Raw genomic sequence first — 14,355 nt, forward strand, 5'->3', positions numbered from 1 at the left:
CTTTATCAGGCAAACCTTGCTAATTTTTACCACGGGTGGATTCAATTTTACGCATCACCTCATACGGTGAGTTCATCAGTGCAGGCTTGCGACAGGGCCTGCCCATCGTGTAGGCAATGCGCACGATCGGAGATGCGCCTTTGGCCGAGACAATAGCACCAGACGAACAGGCAATTCTGAAGGCGGCCCAAACGCTGGCTGCGGGCCAGCTTGTCGCCATTCCGACCGAGACAGTCTATGGCCTGGCCGCCGATGCCACCAATGGCGATGCCGTTGCCGGAATTTTCGAGGCGAAGGGCAGACCGCATTTCAATCCGCTGATCTGCCATGTTTCGGATGTCGCCATGGCGGAACGCTATGCGGTGATCGATCCGCTGTCGCGCCGGCTGATGGATGCGTTCTGGCCCGGCCCTTTGACACTGGTCCTGCCGCTGCGGCCCGGCACGCACATCCATCCCCTGGTGGCCGCCGGTCTCGATACGGTGGCACTGCGCATGCCGCGCGGTATTGCCGGAAAGATCATTGCTGCCCTCGGTCATCCCCTGGCCGCCCCCAGTGCCAACACATCCGGCAGGATCAGCGGCACCAGCGCCGCGGCGGTTGCCGATGACCTTGGCAGCAAGATCGCCCTGATCCTCGATGCCGGCCCGTCCGAGGTCGGTCTGGAATCGACCATCGTCAAGGTGGACGGCAATGCGGTCCTGCTGTTGCGGCCGGGCGGGCTTGCCGCCGAGGAGATCGAAGCTTTCACAGGTCAATCGCTGCGGCGCATGGACCAGCGTGCCGCGATCGAGGCACCCGGCATGATGGCCTCCCACTACGCGCCTTCAGCAGGTGTCCGCCTCAATGTGCACGCGGTCCGCGCTGGCGAGGCGCTCCTGGCCTTTGGCCCGACCCGTGCTGCGGATGCGCACCGGGCAAGCGCGCACCTCAATCTCAGCGAAACCGGCAATCTGCGCGAAGCCGCCACCAATCTTTTCGATTACATGAAGCGTCTCGACCGTCTCGGCGGTGCCGTCATCGCTGTCGAGCCGATCCCCTTCACCGGGCTGGGCGAAGCCATCAATGACCGCCTTGTCCGCGCCGCCGCGCCGCGGGTGCCTCCCATAGAAGAGTTGGAACAGATCAAATGACCCTGACGCCAGAGCTTGTTGCCCGTTTCATTGCCATAGTCGGCGAGAAGAATGCCCTGCTTAACGCGCACGACATCGAACCCTACCTCATCGAGCCGCGGGAAAAATTCGGCGGCAAGACTGGACTGGTCCTGCGGCCGTCCACCGTAGACGAGGTTTCGGCCATTCTGAAACTGGCGACCGAAACCGGTACGGCCATCGTACCGCAGGGCGGCAATACCGGCCTTGTCGGCGGCCAGATGCCTGATGATACGGGCCAGCAGGTTATCCTGTCCCTGTCGCGCCTCAACAGGATCCGCTCCGTCGAACCGGCCGGCAATCTCATTATCGTCGAAGCCGGTGTCGTCCTGCAGAAATTGCAGGAAGCGGCTGAACAGGCGGGGCGGCTGTTTCCGCTTTCGCTGGGCTCGGAAGGTTCCTGCCAGATCGGCGGCAATCTCTCCTCCAATGCGGGCGGCACGGCGGTGCTTGCCTATGGCAATACGCGCGAACTGTGCCTTGGCGTCGAGGTGGTGTTGCCGACGGGCGAGATTCTCAATGATCTGCGCTACGTCAAGAAGGACAATACCGGCTACGACCTGAAGGATCTGTTTGTCGGCGCGGAAGGCACGCTCGGCGTCATTACCGCTGCGGTGATGAAGCTCTTCCCGCTGCCCAAGGGCAAGGGCGTTGCCTATGCCGGGCTGAACAGCCCCGAAGACGCCTTGAAACTTCTGGGGCTGGCGCAGAGCCATGCGGGCGCGGCGCTCACCGGCTTCGAACTGATGCCGCGTATCGGCGTCGAGTTTTCGGTGGCGCATACGGAAGGTGTGCGCGATCCGCTGCAGGGCGTGCACAACTGGTATGTGCTGATCGATATTTCCTCGTCGCGCTCTGCCGAGGATGCGCGCGAGACCATCGAGGCTATTCTGACGGAGGCTTTTGAAGCGGGACTGGTCGAAGATGCCACCATCGCCGACAGCACCGCGCAGGAAAAATCCTTCTGGCATATGCGCGAGGCCATGTCGATGGCGCAAAAGCCCGAGGGCGGCTCGATCAAACACGACATATCGGTGCCCGTGGCCCGCATCCCGGAATTCATCGCCGAAGCCGATGCGGCTGTGCTCGATATGATACCCGGCGCGCGCATCGTGTCGTTCGGCCATATGGGTGACGGCAATCTGCATTATAACATCACCCAGCCCGCCGGTGCCGACAAGGAGGCGTTCCTTGCGCGCTGGGGCGAAGTCAATGCCCGCGTGCACGGGATCGTCCGCGCCTACAAGGGATCGATCTCTGCCGAGCACGGTATCGGCCAGCTGAAGCGCAAGGAATTGTCGCAAACCAAATCGCCGGTGGCGCTGGATCTGATGCGCCGGATCAAGGCATCCTTCGATCCGGCCGGCATCATGAATCCCGGCAAGGTGATCTGAACGCGCCGTTTCATGGTTTTATGCGTGGCGGGGACGTGTTTCGATGCAAGTCGAGCTTGCCCGTCAGTCTTTTGTTTATCTCTCTTTTTGAAATCTTACCGATGGTCGAATTTCGATAACCATTCCCCGCGATGAGAAACGGTTAACCGCGTTCGTTAAGCGGAAGCGGGGGGATTGGCGCCTATTGTTTCCCCATACGAGACCAGAAAAAATTGGTCCGCTTCTACAGGGAAATACAAAAGAGAAGACCGGAAAACCGGCTCTCAGGATCGACAGAAGGCGTCACATGAAAAAAGCCGGAGCAAAGCCGGTTTGGGCAGGCCAGGAATTCCGGCTCGACCCATTCCACCTGCCACAGACCGTCACCTACGCCACCCGCGATGACCGGGGCGACATTACCTTCTCGCTGCATGAGCGCGGTGCGGTGGTCAAGCGTGTGCTGCCGAACAGCAACCTGCCGGTCTCGCTGGCCCTGCCGGTCTGCGCCTTTCAGGGCGTGACGGCCCGTGCCGCCGAGGACGAGCTTGGCGACATCACCGTAACGCTCGAACTGATGCACAGCGATCCGCACCTTTCGGTGCCGCTGCTGGTCGCCCATGATCTCAATGACATCGCGGCGGACTGGCGGGCCTGGTCCAATCTGTTCAAGCTGCCGATGATGCTGGTCGAGGAAGACGGCGAAGCCCGCCAGCTCGAACAGAGCATCGGACCGGTTGCCGTGGGCGATCCTATGGAACGCCGCCAGGGCCGTGAACCGCGCCGCCGCCGTCCGCGTTTTCTCGCCCGCCGCAAGATGGGCAATCTCGGGCTGCGTCTCGTCGTCGGCGGCGAGGAAATCATCGCGTCCGGCAGCCGTTGAACAATCGGTTTCACCGTCAAGTCCTTCATGCTGTTGTGACATTGGAGCCCTAATCAGGAACCAGATGGAACACATGCGTGAAGGATCGGCCCGATGCCAGGTATAGAACGTCGTCATTTTTTGATGGGCAGCGCTGCAACCGCGCTCGCCGCAACAATCGTCAAGGCATCAGCCATGGAAACAGCGGTGCTTCCTGCCGCCAACGACACGGCGATTGCCACGGACCGCGCCTATTGGGCCGCTGTAAGCGATCTCTACGATGTCGAGCGCTCCATCGCCAATCTTGAGAACGGCTATTGGGGCATCATGGCCCGCCCTGTGCTGCAGGCCTATCTGGAAAACACCCAGCGCGTAAACCGGCAGAATACCGTCTATGCGCGCAATACCTTTGGCAAGGATGCCGAGGACGTGCGCAACCGTGTTGCCGGTGCCGTTGGTGCAGCGCCGGAGGAAGTCGCCCTGACGCGCGGCGCTACCGAAGCCCTGCAAAAACTGATCACCGGTTACAACAAGCTGCAACCGGGCGATGCGGTGATCTATTCCGACCTCGATTATGACTCCATGCAGTATGCCATGAATGCGCTGGCGAGCCGCAGGGGTGTCGAGGTCAAGACCTTCGCCATTCCGGAGCCGGCAACGCGGGAAGCCGTGCTCGACGCCTATCGCGCCGTGCTGGAGGCGACCCCCAAGGCGAAGCTGCTGCTTCTGACCCATCTGTCCCATCGCACCGGACTTGTCATGCCCATTCGCGAGATTGCCGACATGGCCCGTGCCCGCGGCGTGGATGTGGTGGTCGATGCGGCCCATTCCTGGGGCCAGATGGATTTCAAGGTAACGGACCTTGGCGCCGATTTCGTCGGCTTCAATCTGCATAAATGGATCGGCGCACCCGTCGGCATGGGCTTCCTGTACATTCGCAAGGAAAGGCTGGCCGATGTGGACCGTGATCTGGCCGATGAGGACTGGCCGAAGGACGATATTCGCTCGCGTGTGCATACCGGCACGACGAATTTCGCTGCGACCCTGACCGTGCCAGCCGCGCTCGATCTCCATGAAATGATCACCTCGAAGCGTAAACAGGCGCGCCTGACCTATCTGCGCAACTACTGGGTGAAAAAGGTGCGGGCGATCGAAACTGTTGAAATCCTCACGCCCGATGACGACGCCCTGCATGCCGGCATCACATCGTTCCGCATCAAGGGCAAGACCAGCAAGGACGATAACAATGCCCTGATGACGGCTCTGCGCGACAAGCACCGGGTGCTGACCGTCCGGCGCACCGGCGTGGCCAAGGGGCAGTGTCTGCGGGTTTCGCCCGCGCTTTACACAACCGAAGCCGAACTGGACCGGCTGGTGGAAGGTTTGAGTGCGATCAGTTCAAGCTAAAAGAACGGCTTGACCACCGTCCACAGCGCACCCAGCACCAGCCCGGCGAAGATCAGCCAGCCGACCACGGTGTTCGACTTGAACAGGCGCAGGCATTGCGCCGGATCGTCGATGTCGAGCACCATGATCTGGCGGTACATATGGGCTCCTGCCGCCAGAAGGCCGGCGACGGCGGGCATGGGCACCTCGGCCATGGCAAAGGCCCAGAGAAACAGCACGAGCGCGCCGCCATAGAGCACCATCAGCGCTTCGCGGGTGCGGCTGCCGAACAGCCGTGCCGTCGAACGCACGCCGACGAGCGCGTCATCTTCCTTGTCCTGATGGGCATAGATCGTGTCATAGCCGATCACCCAGAGGATCGAGCCCGCGTAAAGCAGCAGGGCGGGGAGAAAGTCCTTCAGTGTCGCGGGTGCGCCGAAATGCGCCGACCAGCCGACCAGCGCGCCCCAGGAGAAGGCAAGCCCGAGCACAAGCTGCGGCCAGTTGGTGATGCGCTTCATGAACGGGTAGATCGCGACGATCACCAGCGAGGCGATGGCCAGAAGAATGGTGAAGCCATTGAACTGGATGAGCACCAGCAATCCGGCGAGTGCCTGCAGCACAAGAAAGATTTTGGCCTGTTTGCGCGTCACCTGACCCGAGGGCAGCGGACGTGAACGGGTGCGTGCCACCTGATTGTCGATGTCCTCGTCGGCCAGATCATTATAGGTGCAGCCCGCGCCGCGCATGGCGATTGCACCGATCAGGAACAGGATGAGGTGCCAGGGCGAGGGAACGATCGACCAGACGGAATCGCCGACTTTGGCACCGGCACTGGACGCCAGCGCGACGGACCACCAGCAGGGCCAAAGCAAGAGCCACCAGCCAATGGGACGGTCCCAGCGCGCCAGCTGCGCATAGGGCCAGAGCCAGGCTGGCAGTGCGCGGTAAACCCAATGGCCCGATGGCGCGTCGAAAACGCGGCCACGGCCTTCGCTCGACTGTATGATGTCTTTTTCCGGTGTCATGGCGTGACCTTGCAGCGGGCGCTTTGCCAGTCAAGTAAATTACGCCTGAATTCGGGGCAAATCTGTGATTGCGCGCTTGACCCTTCGCGCCCGAGGCCATACCGACACCATAACCCCTTCATGCACGGAGCAGAAAACGATGAACGTCTTGCTTATTGGTTCCGGTGGCCGCGAACACGCTCTCGCCTGGAAGATCGCGGCGTCCCCCGTGCTGACAAAGCTTTATTGCGCACCGGGCAATCCCGGCATCGCGGATGAGGCTGAATGTGTGGCGCTTGATCCGGCCGATCATGCCGCCATTGTTGCATTCTGCAAGGAAAAAGCGGTTGATTTCGTCGTTGTCGGTCCGGAAGCGCCGCTGGTGGCCGGTATCGCAGACGATCTGCGGATCGCTGGTATTTCGGTGTTCGGCCCGTCCAGGGCTGCGGCGCAGCTGGAGGGCTCAAAGGGTTTCACCAAGGATCTCTGCGCCCGCTTCAATATCCCGACTGGCGCCTATGGGCGCTTTGCCGATGCCGCCGCCGCCCGCGCCTATGTGGAGAAGCAGGGCGCGCCCATCGTGGTCAAGGCGGATGGCCTGGCGGCGGGCAAGGGCGTCGTGGTGGCCATGACCGTACAGGAGGCCCTCGACGCGGTGGATGCCTGTTTTGACGGCGCATTCGGCGGCGCCGGCGCCGAAGTGGTGGTGGAAGAGTTTCTCGATGGCGAGGAAGCCAGTTTCTTCTGCCTCTGCGACGGCAGGACGGCAGTGCCGTTCGGCACGGCACAGGATCACAAGCGCGTCGGCGACGGCGACACCGGCGCCAACACCGGCGGCATGGGCGCCTATTCGCCCGCGCCTGTGATGACGCAGGCGATCATTGACCGCACCATGCGCGAGCTGATCGAGCCGACCATGCGCGGCATGGCGGAAATCGGTGCGCCGTTCAGTGGCGTGCTGTTTGCCGGCCTGATGATCACCGGGGACGGTCCGAAGCTGATCGAATACAACACCCGTTTCGGCGACCCGGAGACACAGGTGCTGATGCTGCGGCTGAAGGATGACGTGCTTCTCCTGTTGAAGGCTGCCGCCGATGGCGCGCTGGACCAGATGTCGGTGCGCTGGAATGATGATCCGGCGCTGACGGTCGTCATGGCGGCGAAGGGCTATCCCGCATCTCCGCAGAAAGGCAGCGTCATCCGCGGCGTGGATGTGGCGCAGTCGGACACCGTGAGAATATTCCATGCCGGCACCGCGGAGAAGGACGGCGCGCTTGTCGCCAATGGCGGGCGTGTGCTTAATGTCACAGCGAGCGGCAAAACGGTGCAGCAGGCGCAGGATGCCGCCTATGCGGCGATTGCCCGGATCGACTGGCCGGAAGGCTTTTACCGGCGGGATATTGGCTGGCGCGCTATCGCCCGCGAGAAGGGTGAGCTATAGTAAAAAGCGCCGTTCATCCGGTTTTCAACATTGACATCGGCGGTTCGTAGCGCAATGTCTCTTTCAAATCGGAACGAGCGGTTCGCTGAGCCGAGTCTTCTGTTCAAACTGTCGGAGAAATTCACCGTGTCCATAACAGCCAAGCGAAGCCTCACTGCGATCCTGCTGATGACTTCGGTTCTGACGGCAACGCCTTCCATGGCCGAAACGATTTTCGGTGCGATGTCGAAGGCCTATCAGAACAATTCGACGCTGAATGCGAACCGCGCCGGCGTGCGGGTGACGGACGAGAACGTGGCGATTGCCAAGTCCGGTTACCGCCCGCGCGTGACCGGTCAGGTGTCGGTCAACACACAGCGCAGCAAACTTGACGGGCAAAGGGCCGGAACGAAAAGCTCATCCACCGAGGGGGTCGAGGTCGACCAGATGCTGTTCGACGGATTCCAGACCAGGAACAATGTCGCGGCGGCAGAGACCGGCGTTCTCGCAGCCCGCGAAGACCTGCGCGGCAGTGAACAGACAACGCTGGCCGCGGCGGTGCAGGCCTATATGGATGTGTACCTCAACCGTCAGATCGTCGCCCTGCGCGAAAAGAACCTGGCATTCCTCAATGAGCAGGTCCGTTCCAACCGGGCACGCTTCGATGTGGGCGAGGGCACCCGCACCGACGTTGCCCAGGCCGAGGCATCGCAGGCGACAGCGGTCAACGACCGCAACACCGCCCGCGCCAATGTGAAGATCGCCGAGGCCACCTATATCCAGACTGTCGGAGCGACTCCAGGCTCGCTGAGCGCGGCTGCTCCGGCAAAATCATTGCCGAAATCGCTCAATCAGGCCTATTCCATTGCCGATGCCAATCATCCCTCGATTGGTTCGGCGAAACTCAACACCGATGTTGCCGGGTATCAGGTCAAGGTGAATGAGGGTGTGCTGCTGCCGCAGGCCGGCCTCACGGGAACGCTCAGCCGGACCGACGTTTTCCAGGGCGGATCGGCGACCTCACCCAACAACTCCTCCGCGTCGGCCAAGCTGAACGTGACGATTCCGATCTATGGCGCCGGCCAAACCGCGGCGAAAGTGCGCCAGTCGAAGGAAAATCTCGGCCAGCGGCGCATCGAGGTGGATGTGTCGAAAGACAGCGTTCGTCAGGCTGTTGCCGCCGCCTGGTCCAAGCTGGATGCGGCGAGAGCTTCCATTGTCGCACAGAAGAGCGTCGTGGCCGCTGCACAGCTCGCACTCAATGGTGTTATCGAGGAGCGCAAGGTCGGCCAGCGCACGACCCTCGATGTTCTGAATGCCCAGGCGGATGTCATCACCGGCCAGCTCGCGCTGGTGCAGGCTGAACATGACAGCGTCGTCAGCAGCTATCAGGTTCTTTCTGCCATGGGCCGCTTGACGGCCAGGCAGGTTGGCCTGCAGGTCGCCGAATACAAGCCGGAAGAGCATTTTGACGCCGTGAAGGACAAGTGGGGCGGCACAAAAACCCCCGACGGACGCTGAACAGGCCTTCGGGCATCATTGAACTCCTGCGTCTTGAAGCAAACACCGTCAAGCGGGACGATTCCCTTTAAGCGGGAAAGGCTCTAAATCAGCTCTTCTGCAGGGCCAGGTGGACGCCGAGGCCGACCAGGATCGTTCCGCCGGCGCGCTGCATCAGCCGCTGGGCATGGCTTGAGCGCTTGAGGCGCGTGACCACGGCGCCCGCCAGGATCACACAGGCGAGATCGGCGGAAGAGAACATCAGGTTCACCATCGTTCCGAGCAGCACGAACTGCAGCCAGACCGGAAACGCCGCAGAAACGTCGATGAACTGCGGCAGGAATGCCATGAAGAAAATCGCCGTCTTCGGATTGAGGACTTCGACGCTGATGCTTTCAAGAAAGGCGCGGCGGGCGGATTTCTGCTCTACGCCAGGCATGGTGACGTCGCCATTGACCTTGGCTCGAAACAGGGAAATGCCGAGCCAGACCAGATAGGCCGCGCCGCAGAACTTGACCGCGAGATACAGCACCGGCACGGCGTGGAACAGCACAGACAATCCGGCCGCCGCAGCGAACACGTGCACGTAGCCGCCGAGGTGGATGCCGAATGCTGCCATCAGCCCGGACCAGCGGCCGCGCGCAATGGTTTGCGCCGCCGCGTAAAGCATGGCGGGACCGGGTATATAGGCGAAGATCGCCGTGGTGATGAAAAAGGCGATCAAAAGCTCGGTGGATGGCATGTGCGGCTCCGGACACGGGTCCCAAGGGGATTGAACTGGAAGTATAGACAAAAAGTGCTCTAGCGGAAGCGGCATTCGGTGCTGGTCCGGGTGTCCTATCGCGCATCCGCCTCTCCGATCATTCTGGTTGATTGAAAACCGCTTCGACGTGGTGTCCATCGGGATCGACGGCGAAGGCGGCGTAATAATGCGCGCCGTAATGGGGCCGCAGTCCAGGTTTGCCATTGTCGCTGCCGCCATGGCTGAGGGCAGCCGCATGAAACCGGTCGACCGCCTGCCGGTCCGGTGCCGCAAAGGCAAGGTGAAAGCCGGGGCCGGGCACGTGCCTGCCTTCCGGCTGATGCTTGATCGCCAGCTTGTCGCCGCCGCCCGGCGCGCCATAACCGACCGCCTGATCCGCTTCGCCGGGTCGCAAATCTTCCCAGACCCTGACATATCCAAGCGGGGCGAGCGCCGCATCGTAAAAGGACGCCGCGCGCCCGATATCGGCAACGCCGAGGGAGAGGTGATGGAGCATGTGCATGGCGGGGGACTCCGGCGCAGTTTGATAGGGTGCGATGAAATGCTAAGCGCCCATCCGTTAGGACACAAGCGGCGCCAGCATCTGGAATATCGCCAAGACACGCGGTTGACTTATTTCCACTATAGAGATAATTTCTCATATATGGAAAATATCTCGATTGATACCGGTTCTATGGATCAACGCATCGCCAGGCGCCTGAAAGGATTGCGGGTGGAGCGCGAGTGGTCGCTGGATGAGCTTGCCCGCCGTAGCATGGTGAGCCGCGCGACGCTGTCCCGGCTCGAAAATGCCGAGGTCAGCCCGACCGCCCAGGTGCTTGGCAAGCTGTGCTCCGCCTATGGCCTCACGATGTCGCGGCTGATGCACATGGTCGAGGATGAATTCGCACCGCTCATTCGCCGCGATGCACAGGCCGTGTGGATTGATCCGAGTGTCGGTTTTCGGCGCCGTTCCGTATCGCCGCCCGCGCAGACTCTGGCGGGAGAGATGCTGGAATGCGAACTCGATCCTGGCGCCCGCATTTCCTATGACAATCCTCCGCGTCCGGGTCTTGAACATTATTTGCTGCTGATCGATGGCCAGCTTGAGGTGAGTGTCGATGGTCAGGCCCACGCTCTCAATCCCGGTGACTGTCTGCGCTATCAGCTGTTCGGGCCCAGCACTTTCGCCACATCCGAACATTCCGGTGCACGTTACGTGCTTTTTATGCTGTGAGGCTCCATTGACCACCACCATTGCCGTTTTTGATGCCGATGACGCCGAGGGCCATGTGCAGGCACTCGGTGCACTCCTGCATGCCTGTGTGCATGATGGTGCCAGTATCGGCTTCGTCTTGCCGTTCTCGCAAGCGGACGCGGAGGCCTTCTGGACATTGAATGTGCTTCCGGCGGTCCGGAAGGGCAGGCGGCTGTTGCTTGTGGCCTGCAAGGACGGCAGGATCGCGGGAACCGGCCAGCTTGATTACGACACGCCGCCCAATCAGCCGCACCGGGCCGAAATCCGCAAGGTGATGGTGCATCCGGACTTCCGCCGCCAGGGGATCGCCAAGGCGTTGATGGCCGGGCTGGAAAGCGCGGCGCACCGGTTGGGGCGGGGACTGATTACCCTGGACACGCGTACCGGCGACAAGGCGGAACCGCTTTATCTGGCCCTGGGTTATCGGGTTGCCGGGGTCATTCCGGATTACTGCCGTGATCCGTTCAAGGACCATCTCGATGCCACGACCATCATGTACAAAGCCATTACAGCTTAGTCGGCTGCCGTTTCGAACACCGGGAGAACACCGAGAATATTGGCCGAACGCCGGATGATTTCTGCGGCCATCGGCGCTGCGTTGAGGCCGGCACCGGCTGCGACCTGACCGTCGACGGGCTTGGGTTCGTCGATGATGGTCAGCACGACATAGCGTGGATTCTCGATCGGGTAAGCGGCGATGAACGTATTGAAGCGGACCTCTTTGGAGTAGCGTCCGTTGATGACTTTTTCGGCAGTTCCGGTTTTGCCGCCAACGCGATATCCGGGAACCTGCGTCCGGCTGGCGGAACCGCCCGTGCCCTTCTGCGCATTGAGCCGGTAGAGATAGCGCAGATCATCGCTGGTCTTCTTGCTCACCACACGTTTGGCCATCGTCCGCGCTTCCTCAATGCCGCGCGGCAGGAATGTCGGGGCGATCAGCATGCCGCCATTGAGCAGGGCTGCGGCACCCACCGCCGTCTGCAGCGGCGTGGTGGCCATGCCATGGCCGAAGGAAATCGTGATCGAGTGGACTTTCTTCCATACTTTCGGCTCTGTCGGGCGCGCCACCTCGGGCAATTCCGTCTGCATCCGGTCGAGCAGGCCGAGCCGCACCAGGAATTCACGGTGCCCTTCGATACCGACCACGTCCGCTTCCTTGGCCGAGCCGATATTGGAGGAAAACAGGAAGACTTCCGGTAAAGTCAGCACGCGGCGTTTGCCGTGGAAATCGTGGATGGTCTGGCGGCCGATGGTGATGGGGCGGGTGGCGTCAAAGGTGCTGTTGAGATCCACCTTGCCGGAATCGAGCGCCATGGCCGTGGTGAAGGTCTTGATGGTCGAGCCCATCTCGTAGACACCGGCCGACATGCGGTTGAGCCGGTCCTTCTCCAGCGCATTGAACGGGTTGTTCGGATCAAAATCCGGCACCGAGCCCATCGCCAGGACTTCGCCGGTATTGGCATCGAGCACCACGGCACCCGCGGCAATGGCACGGTAACGCTCGACCGCATTGACCAGCACATCACGCACCACATGCTGGACCCTGAGGTCAATGGAAAGCTTCACCGGTGCAAGCTTGCGCCCATGGGCAAGGCCGACGTCACGCAGGTCCGACAGCCCCTGCGAGTCGATATATTTTTCCATGCCGGCAATGCCCTGGTTGTCGATGTTGACGAGGCCGAGAATATGCGCCGCCGTCGGGCCGCCGGGATAGAAGCGCGACTTCTCCGTGCGGAACCCGATACCGGGTATGCCCAGCGCCATGATCTGGCTCTTGTGTTTGGGCGTCAGGCCGCGTTTGAGCCAGGCAAAACCGGCATTGCCCTTCAGGCGGGCGTAGGTCTGCTCGAAATTGAGATCCGGCAGGACGGTGGCAAGCAGCTCGAACGCCTCGTCAGGGTCGATGATCTTGCGCGGTTCGGCATAGAGCGAGACCGTATTGATATCGGTCGCCAGCACCGCGCCATTGCGGTCGAGAATGTCGGGGCGGGCGGCCAGAACGGAACCCGTCGGCCCGTTGAAATCCACCGGATCGTCCTTCATGCCGTAAAAGACCAGCCGCCCGCTGATAATGCAGAAAATCCCGATGAAACAGGCCATGACGATCAGGATACGGTTTTGGGCGCGGGCGCTGCGTGGGGTCATCATCTCATTGTGAAACTGTGGATTGGGGCTGATTGCAGCAAGGTAGCATCGTTTGATCAGCTGCAATTCTCACGATTTCCGGAATGTCTTGTTAACCTGAACAGATGCTTAACATCGGTTTTTAGCGTGGATAACTTCGGGAAAACGCTGGCGGCCTCTGGTCAAAATCCGCTTGCAGGCGTTCCGCGAAAATGGTCCGTGCGAAGCTGCCCCGCAAAAGCGGCAGGAGATTGGGATGAGGGAAATTCATCCCTGCCTTCGGCCTGAATGCGCATGAAAATTTACTTATAAATTTGAAATATTTTACAAGTAAAACAAGTATACATAATGTTTTTTGTTTTCATAAAACGACACTTGCTTGTCATGAGTCCTTACATATACTCCGCCATCACAAGCTTTTGGGGAGATCATTTTGATGGCAAAGATAGTAGGTGGTGGCGCAAGCGATGTTCTGCATGGGACGGACGAGAACGACAATCTCTGGGGTCTCGGCGGCAATGACATTCTCGACGGCGGCGCGGGCGATGACTTTCTCTATGGCGGGGCCGGGAATGACATCCTGACCAGCTCAAGCGGCTTTGACCAGCTTGAAGGTGGCGATGGAGACGACCGGCTGGTGTTCAACGGTGTTGGCGGAGCCGCGCGCGGCGGCACGGGGATCGACACCCTTGCGGTCGATCTTTCCCGCTCTGCCGAACCGGTCACGTTCAACGGTTCCAGCGGTCACCTCTTTTTCGGTGATGCGACCGTTCCGGCCAATCACCTCTATTTCGTCGACCTGGAGCGGCTCGAGCTGACGACCGGTGCGGGCAATGACAAGATCATTGCCACGAACTTTTCCCAAATCGACGTCAACGCTGGCGCAGGCGATGACCGCGTCGAGGGTGGCGAGGGCAATGACCGCATATTTGGCGGCGATGGCAATGACACGCTGTTCGGTGGCGGCGGCAATGATGAGCTGCATGGTGATGGCGGCAACGACTACATCGACGGCGGCAATGGTGATGACAGCATCTGGGGCGGCGATGGCAAAGATGCACTCTTCGGCGGTCGCGGCAATGATTACCTTGATGGCGGTGCCGGCAATGACACCCTGAACGGCGGCGATGGCAATGACACGCTGCTGGGCGGTGCGGGTGATGACGTCCTCAAGGGCGGGACGGGCAATGATTTCCTGGATGGGGGTACCGGCACGGATCATCTCTTCGGCGGCGCGGGCGCCGATACATTTATCTTCGATGCGAAAACCCTTGGTGGCGTCGACCACATTGCGGATTTCAATGTGGCGGAGGGTGATGTGATCAATCTTCGCGATTTCACCGCGGGCAGCACCGGCATTCACGACTTCGACAGTTTTCTCGCGGCCTCGCACGACACGGCTGACGGCGTCTATGTCAGCTTTGACGGCGATTCCAGCGGCATCCTGATCGAGCACGTGTCCCTTGCCGATCTCTCATCGAGCGATGTCGTCTTTTCCTGAGATTGCGCAGGCAGGCGGATGAGCTTTGAAGCGG

The 14,355-nt window shown here is 61.0% G+C and carries 12 protein-coding genes and 1 pseudogene; 9 read left to right on the forward strand and 4 right to left on the reverse strand.

What is annotated here, in order from left to right; all coding sequences use genetic code 11:
- Window positions 1–140 precede the first annotated feature (140 nt).
- The 4 genes from C5750_RS22380 to C5750_RS22395 all read left to right on the forward strand — a co-directional run bounded on the left by C5750_RS22380 (window position 141) and on the right by C5750_RS22395 (window position 4,790).
- On the forward strand, window positions 141–1,133 hold the full coding sequence (locus tag C5750_RS22380) for an L-threonylcarbamoyladenylate synthase (RefSeq protein WP_105736939.1): 993 nt from the start codon (window positions 141–143) through the stop codon (window positions 1,131–1,133).
- The gene (locus C5750_RS22385) at window positions 1,130–2,545 is read left to right on the forward strand and encodes an FAD-binding oxidoreductase (RefSeq protein ID WP_105736941.1); all 1,416 of its coding nucleotides are present in this window, start codon (window positions 1,130–1,132) and stop codon (window positions 2,543–2,545) included. The genes C5750_RS22380 and C5750_RS22385 overlap by 4 nt, the downstream gene beginning before the upstream one ends.
- 286 nt (window positions 2,546–2,831) lie before the next feature.
- Window positions 2,832–3,404, forward strand: a complete 573-nt coding sequence (locus C5750_RS22390; protein ID WP_105736943.1) for a DUF6101 family protein — start codon at window positions 2,832–2,834, stop codon at window positions 3,402–3,404.
- A gap of 93 nt (window positions 3,405–3,497) precedes the next feature.
- Window positions 3,498–4,790: an aminotransferase class V-fold PLP-dependent enzyme gene (locus C5750_RS22395; protein WP_105736946.1), complete on the forward strand. Its 1,293-nt coding sequence runs from the start codon at window positions 3,498–3,500 to the stop codon at window positions 4,788–4,790.
- Here C5750_RS22395 and ubiA read toward each other — a convergent pair.
- Window positions 4,787–5,797 carry a 4-hydroxybenzoate octaprenyltransferase gene (gene ubiA / locus C5750_RS22400; protein ID WP_105736948.1) on the reverse strand — a complete coding sequence of 337 codons (1,011 nt, stop codon included), beginning with the start codon at window positions 5,795–5,797 and terminating at the stop codon, window positions 4,787–4,789. The genes C5750_RS22395 and ubiA overlap by 4 nt on opposite strands.
- Before the next feature lie 139 nt (window positions 5,798–5,936).
- On the opposite strand from ubiA, the gene purD reads away from it, so the two are divergent.
- On the forward strand, window positions 5,937–7,217 hold the full coding sequence (purD, locus tag C5750_RS22405) for a phosphoribosylamine--glycine ligase (RefSeq protein ID WP_105736950.1): 1,281 nt from the start codon (window positions 5,937–5,939) through the stop codon (window positions 7,215–7,217).
- A 168-nt stretch (window positions 7,218–7,385) separates the two neighbouring features.
- A complete protein-coding gene (locus C5750_RS22410) occupies window positions 7,386–8,717 on the forward strand; it encodes a TolC family outer membrane protein (RefSeq protein ID WP_245421222.1) in 1,332 nt (443 codons plus the stop codon).
- An 88-nt stretch (window positions 8,718–8,805) separates the two neighbouring features.
- Here the strand turns inward: C5750_RS22410 and C5750_RS22415 are convergent, their stop codons facing one another.
- Both C5750_RS22415 and C5750_RS22420 read right to left on the reverse strand, forming a co-directional pair.
- Window positions 8,806–9,438: a LysE family translocator gene (locus C5750_RS22415; protein ID WP_105736953.1), complete on the reverse strand. Its 633-nt coding sequence runs from the start codon at window positions 9,436–9,438 to the stop codon at window positions 8,806–8,808.
- A gap of 118 nt (window positions 9,439–9,556) precedes the next feature.
- Complete coding sequence (locus C5750_RS22420; RefSeq protein WP_105737329.1) at window positions 9,557–9,955, reverse strand: VOC family protein; 399 nt, start codon at window positions 9,953–9,955, stop codon at window positions 9,557–9,559.
- Between the two features lie 177 nt (window positions 9,956–10,132).
- On the opposite strand from C5750_RS22420, the gene C5750_RS22425 reads away from it, so the two are divergent.
- Window positions 10,133–10,675, forward strand: coding sequence for a helix-turn-helix domain-containing protein (locus C5750_RS22425; protein ID WP_245421211.1), 543 nt, complete (start codon window positions 10,133–10,135; stop codon window positions 10,673–10,675).
- A gap of 7 nt (window positions 10,676–10,682) precedes the next feature.
- A complete protein-coding gene (locus C5750_RS22430) occupies window positions 10,683–11,213 on the forward strand; it encodes a GNAT family N-acetyltransferase (RefSeq protein WP_245421212.1) in 531 nt (176 codons plus the stop codon).
- Here C5750_RS22430 and C5750_RS22435 read toward each other — a convergent pair.
- Window positions 11,210–12,823: pseudogene (locus C5750_RS22435) on the reverse strand (peptidoglycan D,D-transpeptidase FtsI family protein); the annotation flags it as partial. The gene C5750_RS22430 and the pseudogene C5750_RS22435 overlap by 4 nt on opposite strands.
- Before the next feature lie 433 nt (window positions 12,824–13,256).
- Here C5750_RS22435 and C5750_RS22440 point away from each other — a divergent pair.
- Window positions 13,257–14,321 (forward strand): calcium-binding protein, encoded by a 1,065-nt coding sequence (locus C5750_RS22440; RefSeq protein ID WP_105736959.1) that lies wholly within the window; start codon window positions 13,257–13,259, stop codon window positions 14,319–14,321.
- Window positions 14,322–14,355: the final 34 nt, after the last annotated feature.

The organism is Phyllobacterium myrsinacearum (assembly GCF_002980555.1).
Taxonomy (GTDB): Bacteria; Pseudomonadota; Alphaproteobacteria; order Rhizobiales; family Rhizobiaceae; genus Phyllobacterium; species Phyllobacterium myrsinacearum.

What these genes read in the sequence shown, in the direction of transcription:
- C5750_RS22410 (WP_245421222.1), top strand. Translation starts at nt 7,386, where the DNA reads ATGACTTCGGTTCTGACGGCAACGCCTTCCATGGCCGAAACGATTTTC.
- C5750_RS22415 (WP_105736953.1), bottom strand. Translation starts at nt 9,438, where the DNA reads ATGCCATCCACCGAGCTTTTGATCGCCTTTTTCATCACCACGGCGATC.
- C5750_RS22425 (WP_245421211.1), top strand. Translation starts at nt 10,133, where the DNA reads ATGGATCAACGCATCGCCAGGCGCCTGAAAGGATTGCGGGTGGAGCGC.
- C5750_RS22420 (WP_105737329.1), bottom strand. Translation starts at nt 9,955, where the DNA reads ATGCTCCATCACCTCTCCCTCGGCGTTGCCGATATCGGGCGCGCGGCG.
- C5750_RS22395 (WP_105736946.1), top strand. Translation starts at nt 3,498, where the DNA reads ATGCCAGGTATAGAACGTCGTCATTTTTTGATGGGCAGCGCTGCAACC.
- C5750_RS22440 (WP_105736959.1), top strand. Translation starts at nt 13,257, where the DNA reads ATGGCAAAGATAGTAGGTGGTGGCGCAAGCGATGTTCTGCATGGGACG.
- C5750_RS22385 (WP_105736941.1), top strand. Translation starts at nt 1,130, where the DNA reads ATGACCCTGACGCCAGAGCTTGTTGCCCGTTTCATTGCCATAGTCGGC.
- purD (WP_105736950.1), top strand. Translation starts at nt 5,937, where the DNA reads ATGAACGTCTTGCTTATTGGTTCCGGTGGCCGCGAACACGCTCTCGCC.
- ubiA (WP_105736948.1), bottom strand. Translation starts at nt 5,797, where the DNA reads ATGACACCGGAAAAAGACATCATACAGTCGAGCGAAGGCCGTGGCCGC.
- C5750_RS22390 (WP_105736943.1), top strand. Translation starts at nt 2,832, where the DNA reads ATGAAAAAAGCCGGAGCAAAGCCGGTTTGGGCAGGCCAGGAATTCCGG.